Genomic DNA, 18,409 nt, shown 5'->3' with positions numbered 1-18,409 from the left:
TTGTTCATGCCAAATTTAACAACCTGTATCGATCGACTGCGTATTTGTCGCCCCTAACCTGCTCAAACAAACAATCAATCAATTGAGTTTGGCGCGCAGGTTGTTCAATTTGGGTGATCCAGGCAGAAGATTTTCTGCACGTCGCAGATAAACCCTGGCAGTGTTTAACTGGTTGTCAGTAATTGCTTTTTCGGAAAAATGAACATACATATCGACCATTTTTTCTATGCCGGCACGGGCTTCGGCGTTATTGGGGTCGATCGCCAGAACCGACTGGTAATGTTCATAGGCATTATCGCCTGCGGGTGTAGTCATGCGCAATGCTTTGATGGCTTTTTCAGCAGCGGCCAGATGTTGTGAAATTTTCGATGAAGTAGCGGCATGAACCGGCGTTTCTTCGGCTTCTGCATGCTCAACCGCACGCGCCAGCGATGTATCAACAGTCACTTCTATCGGGGCGGATTTTTCTGCAATTGTTTTCTCTATCGACTGCACCGCGGTTTCTGTCGGTGCTGCAGCAACGCTCTCAGCTTTTGCCGCTTGGGTGTTGTCGATTGGCAAACTGGTAGTCAGCATTTCTTCGGCGTTGTCCGCTGCATCTATTGTCGGCTCGCTTTGCTGGCTTTCTGCTATCGCGGCGACATTTGCCTGTGGATTGTCCAGATTAACAATCAAATCCGATGCAAATTCGGATTCCGTTTCAAATTGAAAGCCAGGCTCAACGGATTCCGCAAGTGCAGTTTCATTGCCGGGCGCCTCTGCACTGCCGGTAGCAATCTGGCCAGCGTCAAATTGTGGTGAAACGGGTGATGTGGAACCGGCAACTGTATCATTGTCAATTGACTTGCTGGCACTTTCTTCTTTGGTTGACATTAATTCGACCGCTGTTAAAGCAGCCACGATAACAATTGCGCCAATCCAGAGTGCATTATTCGAGCTTGCCATAATAAACTCCCTTTATCCTAGTTAATTAAACCGATCTCCGGCATTATAATGGAGTGACTGATATCTTCAGATATTCAAGTAAATGTGAAATAATCGTTCTCTTTCGTATGGTATTCTGCCCGGTTATCCGATTTAAGGCAATAAAACTGGTCAGTGCCTATTAAGTCCAGAATTTGTATTAGAAAAAACGCTAATGCCACTTCGCCGGAATACTTCAAAGTTTTGATCGAGGATTGTTTTGTGCTGAATCGCCGCCGGTATACTCAATCGGTCTGATTTGTCGTGACCGGTAACAGGTCTGCAAATATGAAATTATCTCGATGTATGATTTCACCGACTGAAACCTGAATTGGCTTGCTGAACATCGGGCCATCGTATACAAAGCTGTGAAACTCTCCATTTTCTCCACATGGATCTGCGGATTCTGGTAGAGATTCCAGAAATTTTTCATTGAATTCCTGGCCAATAAATTCCTGTGGAATTTGCTTTGGGTCTATACATGTGATTATGGTTTTTAACCCGTTATTTATCATTTCCTTAGCAAGCGTATCTGTCTGTGATCCCCAGATTGGAAAAATTGGTTTTATGCCGCAGTTGTTGAGTTTTTGCTCTCGATAACTGCGAATGTCCTCGAGGAACAAATCGCCAAATGCAAAATGTTCAATATGATTATTTTTCACTTTTTTTACAAATTGTTCCATAATTTTTTCGTATTCTTCATTGTTGCAAGGGTAGGGTATCTCGATCAATTCAATAGGAAGACCGATACGCTTTGCCTGCTGCAGTAATAACTCGACGCTGACCCCGTGCATAGCTACGCGCTTAAATTCGCGATTGACCGTGCAAAACAAGCCAACGACTTCTATTTCCGGATTTTGTAACAATTTGTAAAACGCCCATGCACTGTCTTTGCCGCTACTCCAGGACATCAGTGTTTTCTTTTTTGTCATTATTTTGTACTCACATATAACTTAAGAGCACCACAATATATACAGTGTCTTGTTTAAGAATCTGTCATGAGTGGCGCTGATTTCTGACAAGCCGAGAGCATGAATCCTGGGGCCTGCTTTTTTCCTGTTTACCGTGCTGATAGAAAAACGATGGATGCCATTTACAGTTTAATTTTTGAAAACTATGACCAAAGGGTAATTTTTTTACTAATGAATTTGAAATAAAGTTCATTAAACACGAGAAATTGAAATCAACAAGATGAAATTTCATGAATTTTGAGTATTGTTTAAAATCGGATCAATGGAGATTATTATGGAAAAAATTGTGAGTGCTGCAAATAATAAAGTGGTAACTAGCACACGAATTATCGCAAAACATTTTGGCCGTAACCACAACGAGATTGTGCATGCATTACGTTATTTGATGAGTGATTGTGGTGCCGCATTTAGCGAAGAAAACTTTTTCACACAGGAACAAAATAATTCGTACTGGGTAACAAGCGCCGGATTTATGGTTTTGTCAGGGTTGTTTCTGGGTGCGCGCAATGCACGCATCAAGATTACATTTATCGACGCGTTTAATAAAGCGCAAAGAGAAATGAACACCAATATGTTAATTAGAAACGAGTATTTTCCTGTCTCCAGCCTGGAAAAATACCCATCTGCACTGGCGGGATAAGTTGTTCTTAGTTACCGGTACTGAGAGTATTTTATGTGAATATGTGCCTAAATCGATATCAAAGCACATCAAAAAATACTATCTTCACTTTTTAATACAATATGTTATTTTTATTTTGACGGATTCTGCAAATAAAATCTTTTCAACTGTAACGCAGTAAGATCAGTTGTTTGACCAAAAATCATCATGCTGGTGGATCAAATACCGCAATCGATTCCACATGCGCTGTATGCGGAAACATGTTGACCACACCTGCTGCACGCAGTTGCCAGCCGCCTTCGTTCACAAGCAAAGCGGTATCCCGCGCCAGTGTTTCTGGATTGCACGAGACATAAACCATGCGCTTGGGCGGTGTTTTGGTTGTCGCAAGTACCTTGGATACGGCGAGTGCGCCTGCGCGCGGCGGATCGATCAGTACCCGGTCGATACGACGGGTTATCCCGCCATAGGTATTTACTAAGGTGTCCCAGTCTTGCGCATCCCACTCAAATAAATTTCGTGCGGCAAATACTGTTTTTTGCGCTAAGTCATTGTACTGTGCGGCCTGTTCGGCGCGTTCTACCAACGTGGATGATCCTTCGAGTCCGATCACCCGCTGTGCACGGGTTGCCAGCGGGAGCGTGAAGTTACCGAGCCCGCAGAAAAAATCAACGACGATATCTTCGGGTTCCGGCGCCAGCAGTTCAATGGTGCGTTTCACCAGCAGCGTATTGAGCTGATGATTAACCTGAGTAAAATCGGTGGGTGAAAAAGGGATGTCGATGCCAAATTCCGGTAATGCCAGTGACAATCCATTTGAATTGCTGTCAAGTGGCGCGGCTGTTTCGGGACCACGGGATTGCAGCCATATCGAAACATCATGCGTGCGGCCAAAAAGTTGCAGCTTTTCGCGATCGTCCGAACTGGGTGCGTCGAGTACGCGCAAAACCAGAACTGTAACATGAGCGCCAACCGCCACTTCAATCTGTGGTAACCGTTCGCGTATCGATAACTCCTGGATCAACTCGCGTAACGGCATCAGTAAAGCGGAAACCTTTTCTGGTAATATCGCGCAAGATTGCATATCAGCCACAAAACTCCGGGTACGTTCATGAAATCCAACCAGAATGGCGCCTCTGCGCTTGACGTAACGTACCGACAATCGTGCACGGTGGCGATAACCCCAAATGGGACCTTCAATGGGTGATAACAGATTTTGCGGACGCACGTTTGCCGCCTGCCACAGGGCATTTTCAAGTGTTTGCTGCTTGACAGCAATTTGCGTTGATATGTTCAGATGTTGCAAGGCGCACCCGCTGCAAGCACCCTGAAAATAACCAAAGTGCGTACAGCGCGGTATTACCCGGTCGGCGCTGAGGCGCAGCAAAGCTACAGCCTGGCCGCTTTGTTGGTGTTTTCTCGATTTTACAGGTTTGTAGCGTACCCGCTCACCGGGTAATACACCATTGATTTGTACTGTCTTGCCGTCATGGTATGCGATACCTTTTCCGTCAAGTTTTAGCGACTTGATGTTGACATCATGATATTCAGTCATAAGTCCGGGATATTATCGGTCAGTTTCAAAAACGGTAATGGTCGACTGACTCCATTGCAGCAACCAGACCAAAGGAACTCGTGGATCGGGGTTATCTGAGAGTTGATCCAGCAATTTCCGTTTGCTGTGTCCGGTGACAACCAAAGCAATCTTCTCGCTACGGGCAAGTACATCAAGCGACAGACTTATCCGCGGCGTGGGTGATATGGGGGGATAAATTGCCAGACAATGAGATGGCATCGCGTTTTGTTGTGGTTCGTGAAGTTGCAAACCAAGAAACAATGATGCGATATGGCCGTCTTCGCCCAGGCCAAGTACAGTGAGAGTAAACGGCAGCGTGATTTTTCCGAGACGCTGGTCGATTTCAGGGATGGCTTCATCAGGTGTGTCATGCCATGTTTTGAGGCCGACGAAATGCGCTTTTTGCGGTAACTGATTCAGCATGAATTTTTTCACAAGATATTCGTTCGAGTCTTCCGATTCGATATCGACCCAGCGCTCATCACTCAATGTTATGGTAACGCGGTTCCAGGGTAACGGTTTTGCGGCAAGCGCAGGCAGATAGGAGCGTGGTGTATTGCCGCCGGGAACGACAAGGCTGGCGGATTGTTGTTTTTCGAGCGCTAAGGATAATATTTCTGCGGCATAATCTGCAAATCCATGCGCGAGAGTATCGATATTCGAAAAAACGTTTCTTTTAATCCGACTGTGCATATTACCGGTCATGTTACCAGTGTGCTTAAATCAGGGACGACATGCGTTCCGGGTGGGAACGGATTTTCGTCACCGGGTTTCACGCGGCCAAGGAATGCGGTGCCGTTTGCCTGTGCGCCTTCATAATCAGCCATGGCGTCACCGATCATCAATACCGATTCAGGTTTGAGGTTATGTTCGGCTAGGATTTCCGCAATCAGTGTTTTTTTTGGCTTGGGTGCACCGCGCACCTGTTTGAAATAAGGCGATAAACCGCGCCGCTCGACGATAACCTTGAGTTCGATTTCCGGTGTGCCGGACGCAACGAAGAGCGGGATTCTTTCGGCCTGTTGACGGATAAGTTCAGTTGCACCGGCAACGGCGTCGGCGGCAATCACGGCCTCGACGACAAGTTCTGAAAATCGCCGGTCCAGTTCTTTTTCTTCTTCTGGTGTTAATGGCGGTTTGCTTAGTAAATGCTGCTGATAGTAGCGGAATTTGTTGTAACGCGACAGGCCGCCGTTTTGGGTATGATATTGAACAACTTCGGTAACCACGGCATCGCCATAGGCGCGGTACAATTCTGCAAAAGCCTGTGTCTTGATTTCTCCGGATTCTGCTACGACGCCGTCAAAATCGAAAATAATCGCCTGGAAAAATGCTAAATCAGGCATGAACATTAGGCCCGGTTGTCGGATGACGAGGGCGATGCGTTATCATTTTCATCCTCATGTTCCAGGTATTGATGAATTTCCCGGATGCAGTCGAGCAGACCTTGCCCAAGGTCGACATGCTCGTTAATCACCAGTTTGCGGCCGATGCGCGGTTGAAACGCATAGGGTGTGATTTCGTAATGATGCACGACATTTGCGTTATCGAAATTAAGCGTTATCGGCCACGGCATGATTTCGGAAATCATGGTCATGACATCGTGGATGCGCATTTTCTCCTGCCCGGTCAGAATGAGGTGCCGGTTGGCATACTCCGGTGCGAGTACTTGTACACTGAGACGTGCGGCGTCTTCCACATGAATATATTCACGCATGGCGTTTCCACTGCCTTTGTAGGTGATTGAGCGGTGCGTAATGGCTTCGTGCAGCATGCGGTAGATGCCGTTGCGCTGGTCGCTTCGACGCCCGTACAGTGAACCGTAACGCAAAATGTTGTATTCGAGTCCGTAACGGTCATGGTAGGTTTCGGTAAAGCGCTCTGAAGCTTGTTTGCTGGCGCGGTAAAACGAACCGGATTCCGAATAGACATACACGCTGCTGGCAAAAACAAAACGGCGTACGTTGGCGAGACGCGCAGCTTCAAGCACATGTGTATTGCCGAGCACATTGATGGTGACGGTCTCGATCGGCTTGTTGTGTGCTTCGTCGATGTCGGCGATGGCGGCGAAGTTATAGACGATGTCCGCGCCTTTAACTGCGTCGACGACTTGTTGCAAGTCCATGATGTCGCCGACGATCATTTCTTGATCTTTTCTAAGATGCGGGGAAGGGCTGCGGTCAAATAAACGCACTTTGTAGCCGGCGTTGGAAAGCGCATCGGCAACATGGCTGCCCAGGAAGCCGCTAGCGCCGAAAACGATAACAGTGTGATTTGAAAGTGATGAATCTATTGAAGTGTTGCTATGTGTCATTAATTACGCCTGCTTCGATGAGTCCCTTGAGTAAATTGTCTGCGGCTTCCAGTTCCATGCGCTGACGTGCCTCTCTGGCCAGAGAACCGACGTGTGAGGATAAGATCAGATTTTTACATTCGAGCAGCGGCCCTTGATAAGGTTCCTGCTCGAACGTATCTAGCGCTGCCGCACCCAATTTGCCGCAATCCAGCGCATCTTTGAGTGCTTGCTCATCAATCAATCCGCCGCGCGCGGCATTAATCAGCAGCGCACTGGGTTTTATGCGCACGAGTGCCTGTGTATCGATCAGATGATGCAATTCGGGGCTGTAAAATGTATGTAGGCTGATGATGTCGGCTGTCTCAAGAAGTTGATCCAGCGGCATGAGTGTGATGTTCTCTGGCACCTGTTTGACTAGCGGATCGCAGGCGATTACACGGGCTTCAAAAGCCTGACACAATCTGGCCACACGTTTGCCGATGTGGCCCAGGCCAATGATACCGACGGTTTGTGCGGCCAGCAGGCCGCCCTGTGTGCGTGGCCATTCGCCGTTGCGAATTAACTGATCCGTTTGGGGTATTTGACGCAAACCGGCCAGCATGAGTCCCATCGTGAGTTCGGCGACGGCCTGCGCAGGCGCTTCAGGGGTATTGAGTACTGTGACGCCATGATTTTTCGCGGCGGTTTGATCCACACTGTCCATGCCGGTACCGCAACGTGAAATGACTTTCAGGTTTTTTGCGGATTGAATCACACGGGCCGTGAGCGGTTCAATACCTGCAATCATGCCGACAACACCGTCTTCCAGCAAAGATCCGGCTTCATCCTCGGTCAATCGCCGGCCAAATGGATTGGTAACCGGTTGCAGGCCTGCCTGAATGAGCCGCTGGATTGCCGGGTTATTGTCGGTGTCGAATGACGAGGTGGAAATGACAAATTTGTACATAAAATTTTTTACAATGTTTTGCGTATCTGTTGCAGGTGATTGCGGCAGATGGAATCCAGAATGCGGATATCCAGACTGTAACCCAGAAAATTGAATCCGGATTGTATACGCTGCTGCAATGCTTCGGGATCGGGTTCGATAACATGGATGCCGCCGGGTTTTTGAGCGTGTTTTCCCGCGTCGAGTATGCGGGCGATGGCGTTTTGCACGTCAGGGTGATTCAGATCGCCAGGTCGGCCCATGGAACCCGAAAGATCATAAGGGCCGATGATATAGGCATCGATACCCGGCACAGCCAGAATTGAGTCAATTGCATTTACTGCGTCGATATGCTCGATCATGGCGACAATGACGGCATTGTGTTCCAGCCACTGTTGGTATGCGGGAAAGCTTGCTCCAAAGCCTTGCGCCCGTGCGAGACCAACGCCGCGCTGCCCGCGTGGCGGGTAATAGACCGCATCAACGGCAGCCTGAGCATCGGCTGCGGATTTGATCATTGGCACCATGACACCGGTTGCGCCGGCATCCATAACGCGTTTGATCTGATCGGGATGATTGGATGTGAGTCGAACAATCGCCGGGCACTGTTTGCCATCGAGTACCTGGATGATAGTTTGGACTTCGCTCAGTTCCAGGACGCTGTGTTCCATGTCGAGCACCAGCCAGTCGAAGCCGGCTTCGGCCATGATTTCGGCAATCGCCGTATGGCCCAATGTGATCCAAGAGCCAATGGTTACCGCGGAGTGCGAAAGTTTTGATTTTAGCTGCATTTTAATTGGTTATAGGGATCAATAACGGGATAGCAATGGATCGTTCTCCATCAGTCTGGCAACACGCGCCAGGTCTGCTTCGGTATCAACCGCCTGGGTGTTGAATTCGGTCGGTACCATTTTGACCGTGTATCCATGTTCCAGCAAACGCATCATGTCGACAGATTCAAGTTGTTCGAGTGGTGTGGGTGACAGGTTAGTGTAACGGAAAAGCAAGTCACGGCGAAATGGAATAATGCATACCTGTTTGTGCGCAATTGTTTGTGCAAAGCCTGCTTTTGCCAATGTCGGGATAGGCTGGCGCGACATATAAAGCGCATTGCTGGATTGATCCATGACAACTTTGATCGTATTGGGATCACGAAAATCGGATTCCTGGTCAATGCGGCGCACCAGATTGACGCAACCCAGTTCGGGGTCATCCTTGAACGGCGCGACTGCAGCATCGATCATGTCCGGATGTGTCATGGGTTCGTCGCCTTGCACCATGACAATCAAATCAGCGTCCAGATCAACCACCGCTTCAGCGACACGGTCACTCGCGCGTTCATGTGTATCGGCCGTCATAATGACTGTTGCGCCGAAACCTTCCGCAACTTCGCGAATTTCCTCGTCACAGGTGGCGATATAGGTGGCGTCAAGCGCTTTGCTTAGCGCGACGCGTTTATAAATATGCTCAATCATCGGACGACCCAATAACGGCGCGATCGGTTTACCTGGATAACGTGTTGAACCCATGCGTGCAGGGATGACAGCAATTGTTTTCATGTTGAATCGTTTAAATTATTGATTATTTGATTGAGAAATCTCAATATGTCGTTTTGCATAACTGGCTATTATCCAATTTATCAGTCAGTCAGGGCAAATTTATTCGGGGGGTTCGTGGCTAAATCAGCAACCAGTGCTGCGCAGTTGCTTGATTGCGACAGTTTTGTAGCAAGAATTGTGCTTTTCTGGGGTTTTCTGGCAAAGTCATGACCGGGCGTGTAGAATTAACCGGCTTGTTAGGTGTGCATGTGGTATGTGGTATGTGTATAGAGTACATCTGCGCTGGCAGTCGCAGACAATTGGTCCGCGCCGGATGAGCCCTTAATGTTTAAGATTGTTTTCGATTTCAATTAATTTACGTTCATATTCTCAGGGATGAGAGCCCTTTTTTTTCTTCGTCATTATAATGATATAGACCATATCACACCGGTGATTTACAAGTGGGCTGATTCGGGACACCAATGCGATGTAGTGCTGCTTGGATCGGCAAAGTTTCGTCGTGATTACCGGATACAGTTTTTAAAACAGCTTTCTGGTGTACGCGTTGCGCATATGCGCGAGGTATTGGGTTGGTTGCATTTCTTAAAGTGGCGTTTGCAAATGTACATGCTAACCGGCAATGTCAGGCGTATACCCGTGCTGGGTTTGTTGGCGAAGCGGTTATCCGAGCGCTATGATGAATCTCGGCGCGAGCAAGTCTGGCGGCAAACAAACGAAACACTGTTCCGGCGATGTTTTGAAAACAGCAACGGTGGTGTGATTACCTTTGACTGGGTGGAGCGAAATTCAGTCATCAGTGTTGAATGGATAAAAATCCTGATTGAAATGGCGCATGCCAGAAAACTCAGCGTCATCTCGCTGCCGCATGGGGACAGTCCGCATGTCAATCAGTTGATTCGCCGTGGAGAACGGAAACTCGGGCCGGATACGGTCTTTTCCAACGCAGATGTTTTTGATTGTCTGGTCGTTCCCAATGAACTATGCGCAAAGCGTTTTCGCCCTTACCTCGGTGAACAAAAAATAGCGGTACTGGGCTCGCCGCGCTTTTGTGAAGAATGGCTGTCAAAACTGGTTGAAATTCTGCCGCCATCGCCAATAACGCCGTCGGACAGCCGGCTTAAAATAGTGATCTTTCTCAGAAAGGCCAATTTTACGACTTTCTGGGAAGAAGTCGGCGAAGTGGTACATATGATTGCAGAATTTCCCGGGATTGAAATTATGATTAAGCCGCATACGCGCAGCGGATGGAAGCAATCGCTGACAAAAGACAAAGCAATCAAAAAGCTGCCGAATGTCAGTATTGCCGATGATAAAGCGCATTCAGTGCATTTGATGAACTGGGCGGATGTCATTATCGATCTGGCTACTTCGGTTATTTTTGAAGCTGTCAGGACCAGAAAGCCGGTGCTGGCTGCCGATTATCTGATCGCAGGGCGTTCTACCGTAGCCCATTACATGCCGGAAACAGAGCTCAGGTGCCGGGATGATGTGTACGAAAAAATCAATCATTTTTTAACACTTGGCTGTGATGACTTTTATGTCGATGCACATCGTCTGGAATTCTTGACAGAAATGCTCGATGTACCGGATGACAAGGTACTGGAGCATTACGTGGAGTTGCTGGAAGAATCGTCCGGGAAAATAAAAACAGCTGAATGAACCAAACCAAGGATGTGCTTTGATGATCAGTTTTTTAAATAACTGCGTTGCAGCGTTTTACCAGTTAATAGGTGGTTCTATCCGTGTCACGGTCAGAGGCCTGCAGATTCGTATCGCTGTTGATCACTGGCGCGTTCTCAGACGAGCGAAGACTTATTCAGTTAAAGAACCCGATACACTGGATTGGCTCGATCAGCTCAAGCCCGGGACATGTTATTTCGATATTGGCGCTAATATTGGACAGTATTCTTTGTATCCGGCAAAAAAATATGGGAAGTCCGTTCAGGTCTTTGCATTCGAGCCGCAAAGCAATAATTATTATTCGCTTAACAAGAATATTTTTATCAATAATCTTACCGATAGTATTGCCGCATATTGTGTGGCGGTCTCGGGTAAAACCGAATTTTCCAAACTCTATATTCCTAAATTCATACCGGGTGGAAATCGCTCCCAATTCGGCCAGGAAGATATCCGCAACATGAGAGTTCCTACATCGCATACTCAGGGCATGTTTGGTGTAACACTGGATGATTTGTGCAGCAGTTGGGGTTTCCCTTGCCCCAATTATATGAAGATCGATGTGGACGGTATCGAAATTTCCATTTTAAAAGGTGCGGCGCATGTGCTCAACAATCCGCAACTGATATCTGTCATTGTCGAACTCGGTACCGACGAGGAACAGCAAGAAGCTGTGCAGTTAATGCATGCTGCAGGGTTTAAGGTCAAACATAAAACAACCCGGAACTGGGGAGAAACCTGTTTCATATTTGAACGCGGTTGATTATCTGAATTCTGGTCTTTATTTGCTGAACGATTTTGTTGGATGTGGAAAAATTAAACGTACCTCAGCGCGAAATCCTAATCAGGATTTCCCTTGTCTGCTTTTGTGTGGGCCTGTGGTTTAGTGTCCTGTATATATTCATAGTCGTTTTTCTCGTATGTGCATGGTTGATCGACGATAGCCGTGCGCCATCATTTGGAAGAATCATTAAGGAACCACTGGTTCAGGCAATATTTGTATTATGCGCTGTTTTGTTGCTGGGTTTGTTTTGGAGTGATGCGTCATTGGAAGGCCGGCACAAATGGACGAAATATTTCTTGCTGCTGGTCTATGTACCTTTTTTGGCACTACTGAATAAACAGCGGTTACCGTGGGTTATTGGTGCCGTGCTCGCGGGGTATTGTCTGGTGTTGTTTACCGGATTATATGTCTGGATGGTTGAGGAAGAACAGGGCATTCCCGTATTCAATATGACGTATCTGACTTTTTCCGCTATGCTGGGCGTGGGCAGCGTACTTGCAAGCTGCTTGGCCTGTATGAGCCGCAATATTGTTGTTCAGATTTGCCTGGTTGTACTATCGCTGATTTTGCTGTACCTTCAGTTTCATCAGGGTGCGCGCGGTTTTTTGCTGGCAACGGTATTAACACAGTTGGTCCTGATCGTCATTTATTTCAGGGTGACATTATCTGCGCTGGTTGGGATAGCCATAATGCTGCTACTGGCCGCCGTTTTTTTTGCAAATTCCAGCCCTGTTGCCCAGGAAAGATGGAAGCAGGCCGGAATTGATTTTGAGAGAATGCAGCAAGGTGATTACAGCAGCAGTATCGGTTATCGCATCGGGATTTGGGATGTGGGTCTTCACGGAATTGCAGAGAAACCCCTTGTGGGTCACGGTACGGGGATGCCGGAACATTATTTTGACCAGACAGTGACACAATATAAGAGTGGAATTTACAAGGATCTGCCGAAATTTCTTCGAACCTCGCATTACCACAATGACTGGATAGAAATCGGCATGCAATTGGGTGCGCTGGGTATTATGGCGTTACTGTTTCTGTTATGGGCATGGTTTCAGACGTTTAGGCGAAGCCAACTGACCTTGCTGGGTATTGGTATAATGAGTTTTATAGGTTTATCGGGATTGACCGAGACATTTATGATTTTTGGCAGAATACCGGTATTGTTGCTGGTGATAACTGCGATAATTATTTGCTGGCAGCGCGAAGTATTCGATGTGGTTCGTCATACCGGAACGACCTTGACGCCGGATTAAGGAAACAATGGGGGTTGCTATGGATAAAATACTCACGCCAACATCAGAGAATCCGAGTGTAATTATTCCTGTACATCCGGCAATCGAAGGATATATGCGTGGCCTAGTCGATAAAACGGATCATCCCGTATTGATTGAAATGGAAGAGCTTGCCAAACAGAAAAGCTTTCCGATCATTCAAAGACTGGTCGGACTCTTTCTGGAGACACAGGCAAAAATGATTAATGCGAAGCGTGTTTTTGAATTTGGCAGTGGCTACGGTTATTCTGCTTACTGGTTTGCGCGCGCTGTTGGTGAGGAAGGGCAAGTTATCTGCAGTGACGGTAACAGTGAAAACAGAGATGGCGCGGAGAAATTTTTGTCATCGGCCGGTTTATGGGGTCGTATTGACTTCAGAGTGGGTATGGCGCAGGATATTTTTGCTCAGACTGACGGCTTTTTTGATATCTGTTATAACGATGTCGATAAAGGCGGTTATCCGGAAGTGTGGCAAATGGCGAAAGACAGGATTCGTCCTGGTGGACTCTATATTGCAGACAATGTCCTGTGGCATGGCCGCGTAGCCGCAGAAACCTATACCGATATCGTGCTCGGCTGGACCGAAGCGATTGTTGAGCACAATCAAATGATTTTCAATGACCCTGACTTTGATGCGTTTATCAATCCAACACGTGACGGTGTTATGGTCGCGCGCAAAAAAGATGCATAGAAGAGGCGAGGCCAAAGACTTTCTTATGCTTCGAAAACAGTTGGTACATTTGACAGGTCTGGGGATATAAGAAAAATTTCAGCCTTCCATTCTGGCAATCCGGGTTAAATAAGTATCTCTCGTTATCCAGATTTTTCAAAAATTTGACACAACTCAATTTTGTGCTGTCATTTTATTCTTATTCTTGCCGAAGCGGATGCGGCGCAAATGCGCCAGCTCCATGGTCAATGCCTCGATCTTGAATGCCTGTGCACGAATCTCTTGTTGCGCCTGATCAAGTAATGCTTGAACAATACCGGCGACCTGTTGTTTGGTATCCGCATCAAGGTTTAATTGGTCGAGCTGCGCCAGTGATTTCATGGCTGTTATTATACCAAAAGTCAGCCTAACTTGCTGTAAATATTTAATTATCAGACTGCTTCTATGCCCGCAAATGCGCCAGGCGGCGATGCCGATAAACGCTGCCAGTCCACGCCTCTAGAAGGGATCTCATCTAACATGCCGTTAAAGATATGTATTTTTGTGTTGTGGTATAAATACTTCAAGCTATTTATTACGTTAGCTTTATCTTGCAGCTCAGTTTTTTCTACCAGTCAGATTTAGGAGTATTGTGTTACGGTGTACAGCTACTAACATTTTGTAAACTGCCAGAATTGAATACAGAGCATGGGATAAAGACATGATGATAAATGAAATTAAGGACCGTGCTATGGGGGCAATCATGGGCGCATTCATTGGAGATGCGCTAGGCTTGGGTCCTCATTGGTACTATGACCTTAACGAGCTTCGTCGCGATTATGGTGATTGGATAGATGACTATACCGATCCAAAGCCCAGTCGCTATCATATCGGTTGTAAAGCTGGCCAATTATCTCAGGCGGGTTTTATTTTGACACTGACTATTCGTTCACTTATTGAATGTAGTGGATATGATGAAGATGATTTTTGTCGACGAATGGACGAGGAACTTTTTCCATTGCTTGATGGCACTCCTGTTAGTGGACCTGGCAATTACACAAGCCAATCGATCCGTGAAGCATGGCGACGTCGCGTCGAACAGAAATTTCCTTGGAAACAAACAGGAGGGCATGCTGATACGATTGAGGCGATTGAACGCACGCTTGCAATTGCTGTTCGCTATGCATTCCAACCTGATTATATGGCTGCAGCTATTACTAACAATACAATGCTGACCCAGACTGACCATATTGTTGTTTCAATGACGGTTGCTTTTGGAGCTGTTCTTGGGCATTTGGTACAAGGACATATTCTCGACACCGAGTTGTCGAAAAAACTCATGAAATTAGTAAAAAATGGCAAGCTACCTTTTCATGCAGTGACTGCTGATGATTTAAAACCACCCAAACCTGGAGACCCGGATCCGCCACGTGCCGGTCGTTTTTCTTCTCCTGATGCCTTGCTTACACCCTCTTATATGGCAGCTGCGGCAACAGATCCGGATATTCGACTAGAGCCTGCGTGGAAAGTATCCATTATGTATGGGATGCCTTGTGCAATCTATCATCAGATACCGGCGGCTTATTATTTATCGGCACGGTTTCATAACGATTTTGAATCAGCTATTCTTCATGCAATCAATGGTGGCGGACAGAATCAGGCGCGAGCGATACTCACTGGGGCACTTACGGGTGCCCAAATCGGTTTATCAGGTATTCCTAGTTCTACTTTGTCAGATTCAAATGACCCCAAAAGTGTATCAAACTGATGTATAATAACACTTTGTTTAATAATTATTAATCACGATCATGTCGTGAAAATACTAAACGGTCACTCCAATTTGCCCTTCAGGGGCTTCCAGAAGCGCTTAGCGCACATTTATCGTTATTTTCATCATTTTTTGTATCGGCGACGCGCGATGCGTCAGCGACATTCTATGGCTACCTGCGTGGACTGTTTCAATCTGAACGAGCAAATATGTTACGCATGGGCGAAGTCAATGAAGTTGACCACCAGGCGATGCAACACATGCTGACATCAGACGCGATTGACTGGAATGGATTTGGCGAGCAGATTGCGATTGAGACGGATGCGTTGTTGGGTGGTTCTGCTGCTGTTTTGATTATCGATGAAAGCGCTTTTGCGAAGAAAGGCGAATCATCAGCAGGTGTTTCCCGACAATGGAATGGCCGTCTTGGTAAGGTAGACAATTGTCAGGTTGGTGTATTTGCCAGTTTGTGCCAAAACAGCATGGCCAGTTTGATTGATGCGCGCCTGTATTTGCCACAACATTGGATGAGCGATTCGGATCGTTGCAAGAAAGCAGCAATACCTGAGGCATGCCAGTATTATCAAAGCAAATGCGAGATTGCATTATCAATGATCGAAACAGCCAAACAACGCGGTGTGCGTTTTGGTTATGTCGGCATTGATGGCGGCTATGGCAAGGATCCTGCTTTCTTGCGTGGTGTTGATAAACTTGGCTGCACATTTGTCGCTGATGTTCACTGTCGGCAGATGGTTTATCTTGAAGACCCAAAACCGGGCATTCCTGCCTGGAATAGCCGTGGCAGGCAACCGAAACGCCTGAAAGCACAATCTGAGGCGATACGTGTTGATCAATGGGTATCAGAGCAGCCGGATGCAGTATGGCGGCGCATTAAACTGCGCGAAGGCGAGAAAGGTATGCTGGAAGCGGAATATCTTCATGCATTTGTATGGGTATGGGATGGCAGCGAGAAACAAGCGCATCGCTGGCACTTGCTGGCAAAGCGGGAGGTTGGCGCTAGCGAAATATCGCATTATAGCTTATCCAACGCGTCACTTGAAACACCGTTACAGCAACTGGCGCAAGTACAGGCGCAGCGTTTCTTCATTGAGCACAGCTTTCATGAAGCAAAAAGCGAATGTGGCATGGCTGATTATCAAGTGCGCCGGTGGGATGCATGGCATCATCACATGGCGCTAGTCATGCTGGCAACGCTATTCTTGGTCAAGCAAAAGATGCTTGGGCGCAAGCAATGGCCGATGTTATCCTTCAATGACCTGGTGACCGCATTAGCGCACATGCTGCCAAAAAGACAACTTACCACCGAGGATCTGGCAGATGTTATTCATAAGCGGCACCGGCGACGGCTCAGCGCTAAAAAGTCTTTTGCTAGGCGAAAAGTGGCTTTTGGGTAATCTGACAAAGTAGAACTAGGCGCTTCATTGATGGGCTTGAAAAGGCAAACACACTCGAGAAACTGGCCACAGATCTTGCCGCAGGTATAGAGAAAGCTTAACTGTAGTCAAGTTTTTCTGCACGACACTTATCCAAGATGTGGATATATGCCTATGATCCTGCGATCTTCAAAGCTGGCACCTAATATCGCACGGAATATACAAAGTATTAAGGTTTGATGCCTGTAACTGTCAATCGGCATTGAAAATTTTCCAGTCATCGGCGTCGAAAAGTTTCCACCTTGTTTAGTTGGTTAATTGGTTTTTATACATTGTTTTCGATGTTTGAAACGGTAAGAATCATTGCCGGTTTCCAGGATGTCGCAATGATGTGTAATACGGTCTAACAATGCAGTGGTCATTTTGGCATCGCCAAAAACCTGCACCCATTCACTGAATTTCAGGTTGGTCGTTATAATGAGTGAAGTGCGCTCATACAGCTGGCTGATCAAGTGAAACAGGAGTGCGCCACCTGATTCCGGGAAAGGCAGATAGCCCAGTTCATCAAGGATGACTGCGTCAATCTGAATGAGCCTTCTGGCCAGGTGTCCGGTTTTATTCAGTTGTTTTTCCTGCTCCAGCAGGTTAACCAAGTCCACAGCGTTGAAGAATCGAATGCGTTTGCCATGATGAATAGCGGCAACGCCCAGTGCTGTGGCCAAATGGGTTTTGCCGGTACCGGTGCCACCGACCAGGATGAGGTTATGTGCATCATCCATAAAAGCAGCCGTTGAGAGCTGTTCTATCTGTTGGCGTGAGAGTGGCGTTTCATTCCAGTCGAATTTCACCAGGTCGCGGTGGATTGGAAACTTTGCAGCCTTCATCTGGTATTTCAGGCTGCGTAGCTGGCGTTCGGCTATTTCGGCATTGATCAGTTGGCTTAATACGGTTTCCGGCGATATTTGCTTGCGTTGCGGCATTTCAGCGCTTAACTCAGACCAGGCGTCGCTCATGCCATACAGATGCAATGCTTTGAGTTGGGTAAGCAAGTCAGTGGACATGGCGGCTTCCAAGCAAATGATCGTAACGCTGGAAATCGGCCAGCGGTTCAGTGGTTAGTTGTAAGGTATCGCCGGTATTCAATGTCTTGGAACGAACTGGTTCAATCAAACGCCGTATAGCATTCTGCAACACACTGGCATTGACAACACCGGATTCCAACGCCAGTTCACAGGCTGTCTCAAGTGCATCAAGACCGGCTTCGCGGGTCAATAACAACAGATCAACAAAAGCGCGTTCATTTTTATCTTGCTTCTGAAGTTTCTCACGTACGTGACGGATCGATTCCGGTAGTTCCCAGTTCTGGAATGGCGCGCCGTGACGGATAGCACCGGGTTTCTTCTCCAGCACGGGCAAATAATGCCATGGATTACAGATCAGCTGATCGCGCAGGAAATTGCGTTGATGCGTCGCAATCGCTTTTCCCTCCGCCACAATATCAAGATGACCGGCAAATACTCTGACCGAAACCACCTTCCCGGACCATTGGGCCGGTACACTGTACTGATTCCGGTCAACACGCACCAGGCAGGTTCTGGAGACTTTCATCAGGTGCTCAACATAACCGGCAAATGGTGTTGTGATTTGCCGCAATAACGGTTGTTCCTGCTGAAAACATTCCGCAATGGTTTGTGCAAAATCAGGATGCTTCCTGTTTGACAGCTCATGACAACGCTGCGCCAGCCAGCGGTTTAAGTCATCCAGCGTTGCAAACTTTATGCGCGGCGTGAACAGCCATTCTCTGACATTACCCACCTGATTCTCTATCTGACCTTTCTCCCAGCCGGCCGCCGGCGTGCAGGCAACCGGTTCAAACAAATAGTGATTCGCCAATGCCATAAACCGCCGATTAAACTTTCTCTCTTTGCCCATCAAAACCGCATCCACAATTGTCTTG

Annotated in this window: 19 protein-coding genes; 7 read left to right on the top strand and 12 right to left on the bottom strand. The window is 47.3% G+C overall.

Going from position 1 to position 18,409, the window contains the following annotated elements; all coding sequences use genetic code 11:
* Positions 1-78: 78 nt before the first annotated feature.
* Both MRK00_00440 and MRK00_00435 read right to left on the bottom strand, forming a co-directional pair.
* Positions 79-945 (bottom strand): hypothetical protein, encoded by an 867-nt coding sequence (locus MRK00_00440; GenBank protein MDR4515862.1) that lies wholly within the window; start codon positions 943-945, stop codon positions 79-81.
* 263 nt (positions 946-1,208) lie between these two features.
* Positions 1,209-1,895 carry an adenine nucleotide alpha hydrolase gene (locus MRK00_00435; protein MDR4515861.1) on the bottom strand — a complete coding sequence of 229 codons (687 nt, stop codon included), beginning with the start codon at positions 1,893-1,895 and terminating at the stop codon, positions 1,209-1,211.
* A 313-nt stretch (positions 1,896-2,208) separates the two neighbouring features.
* Between MRK00_00435 and MRK00_00430 the strand changes: the two genes are divergently transcribed.
* On the top strand, positions 2,209-2,574 hold the full coding sequence (locus MRK00_00430) for a Rha family transcriptional regulator (protein ID MDR4515860.1): 366 nt from the start codon (positions 2,209-2,211) through the stop codon (positions 2,572-2,574).
* A 184-nt stretch (positions 2,575-2,758) separates the two neighbouring features.
* On the opposite strand, the gene rlmD is transcribed toward MRK00_00430, so the two are convergent.
* Genes rlmD through MRK00_00395 form a run of 7 tightly spaced genes read right to left on the bottom strand, consistent with a single transcriptional unit; the run spans position 2,759 to position 8,909 of the window.
* Complete coding sequence (gene rlmD / locus MRK00_00425; GenBank protein ID MDR4515859.1) at positions 2,759-4,108, bottom strand: 23S rRNA (uracil(1939)-C(5))-methyltransferase RlmD; 1,350 nt, start codon at positions 4,106-4,108, stop codon at positions 2,759-2,761.
* A gap of 12 nt (positions 4,109-4,120) precedes the next feature.
* The gene (gene pgl / locus MRK00_00420) at positions 4,121-4,834 is read right to left on the bottom strand and encodes a 6-phosphogluconolactonase (GenBank protein ID MDR4515858.1); all 714 of its coding nucleotides are present in this window, start codon (positions 4,832-4,834) and stop codon (positions 4,121-4,123) included.
* Positions 4,831-5,475, bottom strand: a complete 645-nt coding sequence (locus MRK00_00415; protein MDR4515857.1) for an HAD-IA family hydrolase — start codon at positions 5,473-5,475, stop codon at positions 4,831-4,833. The genes pgl and MRK00_00415 overlap by 4 nt, the downstream gene beginning before the upstream one ends.
* A 5-nt stretch (positions 5,476-5,480) precedes the next feature.
* Positions 5,481-6,443 (bottom strand): NAD(P)-dependent oxidoreductase, encoded by a 963-nt coding sequence (locus tag MRK00_00410; GenBank protein MDR4515856.1) that lies wholly within the window; start codon positions 6,441-6,443, stop codon positions 5,481-5,483.
* On the bottom strand, positions 6,433-7,371 hold the full coding sequence (locus MRK00_00405; protein MDR4515855.1) for a phosphoglycerate dehydrogenase: 939 nt from the start codon (positions 7,369-7,371) through the stop codon (positions 6,433-6,435). Before MRK00_00405 ends, MRK00_00410 begins: the two co-directional genes overlap by 11 nt.
* Positions 7,372-7,379: 8 nt before the next feature.
* On the bottom strand, positions 7,380-8,141 hold the full coding sequence (locus MRK00_00400) for an aldolase/citrate lyase family protein (GenBank protein ID MDR4515854.1): 762 nt from the start codon (positions 8,139-8,141) through the stop codon (positions 7,380-7,382).
* A gap of 18 nt (positions 8,142-8,159) precedes the next feature.
* Complete coding sequence (locus tag MRK00_00395; protein ID MDR4515853.1) at positions 8,160-8,909, bottom strand: 3-deoxy-manno-octulosonate cytidylyltransferase; 750 nt, start codon at positions 8,907-8,909, stop codon at positions 8,160-8,162.
* Positions 8,910-9,284: 375 nt separating this feature from the next.
* On the opposite strand from MRK00_00395, the gene MRK00_00390 reads away from it, so the two are divergent.
* From MRK00_00390 to MRK00_00375, 4 genes are all read left to right on the top strand, one after another.
* Complete coding sequence (locus tag MRK00_00390) at positions 9,285-10,568, top strand: hypothetical protein (GenBank protein MDR4515852.1); 1,284 nt, start codon at positions 9,285-9,287, stop codon at positions 10,566-10,568.
* A 22-nt stretch (positions 10,569-10,590) separates the two neighbouring features.
* A complete protein-coding gene (locus MRK00_00385; GenBank protein MDR4515851.1) occupies positions 10,591-11,349 on the top strand; it encodes an FkbM family methyltransferase in 759 nt (252 codons plus the stop codon).
* Between the two features lie 167 nt (positions 11,350-11,516).
* Positions 11,517-12,623 (top strand): O-antigen ligase family protein, encoded by a 1,107-nt coding sequence (locus MRK00_00380; protein MDR4515850.1) that lies wholly within the window; start codon positions 11,517-11,519, stop codon positions 12,621-12,623.
* 19 nt (positions 12,624-12,642) lie between these two features.
* Positions 12,643-13,332, top strand: coding sequence for an O-methyltransferase (locus MRK00_00375; GenBank protein MDR4515849.1), 690 nt, complete (start codon positions 12,643-12,645; stop codon positions 13,330-13,332).
* 153 nt (positions 13,333-13,485) lie between these two features.
* On the opposite strand, the gene MRK00_00370 is transcribed toward MRK00_00375, so the two are convergent.
* Complete coding sequence (locus tag MRK00_00370; protein MDR4515848.1) at positions 13,486-13,692, bottom strand: hypothetical protein; 207 nt, start codon at positions 13,690-13,692, stop codon at positions 13,486-13,488.
* A 319-nt stretch (positions 13,693-14,011) separates the two neighbouring features.
* Here MRK00_00370 and MRK00_00365 point away from each other — a divergent pair, with 319 nt between their 5' ends.
* Together MRK00_00365 and MRK00_00360 are read left to right on the top strand one after the other, a co-directional pair.
* Positions 14,012-15,058 carry an ADP-ribosylglycohydrolase family protein gene (locus MRK00_00365; protein ID MDR4515847.1) on the top strand — a complete coding sequence of 349 codons (1,047 nt, stop codon included), beginning with the start codon at positions 14,012-14,014 and terminating at the stop codon, positions 15,056-15,058.
* A gap of 185 nt (positions 15,059-15,243) precedes the next feature.
* Entirely contained in the window at positions 15,244-16,473 is a 1,230-nt protein-coding gene (locus MRK00_00360) for an IS701 family transposase (GenBank protein ID MDR4515846.1), read from the top strand.
* Between the two features lie 293 nt (positions 16,474-16,766).
* Here MRK00_00360 and istB read toward each other — a convergent pair whose 3' ends face one another.
* Both istB and MRK00_00350 read right to left on the bottom strand, forming a co-directional pair.
* Entirely contained in the window at positions 16,767-17,513 is a 747-nt protein-coding gene (istB, locus tag MRK00_00355) for an IS21-like element helper ATPase IstB (protein MDR4515845.1), read from the bottom strand.
* The gene (locus tag MRK00_00350) at positions 17,503-18,399 is read right to left on the bottom strand and encodes a hypothetical protein (GenBank protein MDR4515844.1); all 897 of its coding nucleotides are present in this window, start codon (positions 18,397-18,399) and stop codon (positions 17,503-17,505) included. Before MRK00_00350 ends, istB begins: the two co-directional genes overlap by 11 nt.
* Positions 18,400-18,409 lie beyond the last annotated feature (10 nt).

This window comes from Nitrosomonas sp., from assembly GCA_031316255.1.
GTDB lineage: Bacteria > Pseudomonadota > Gammaproteobacteria > Burkholderiales > Nitrosomonadaceae > Nitrosomonas.
This window is presented reverse-complemented; position numbering and strand designations above follow the sequence as displayed.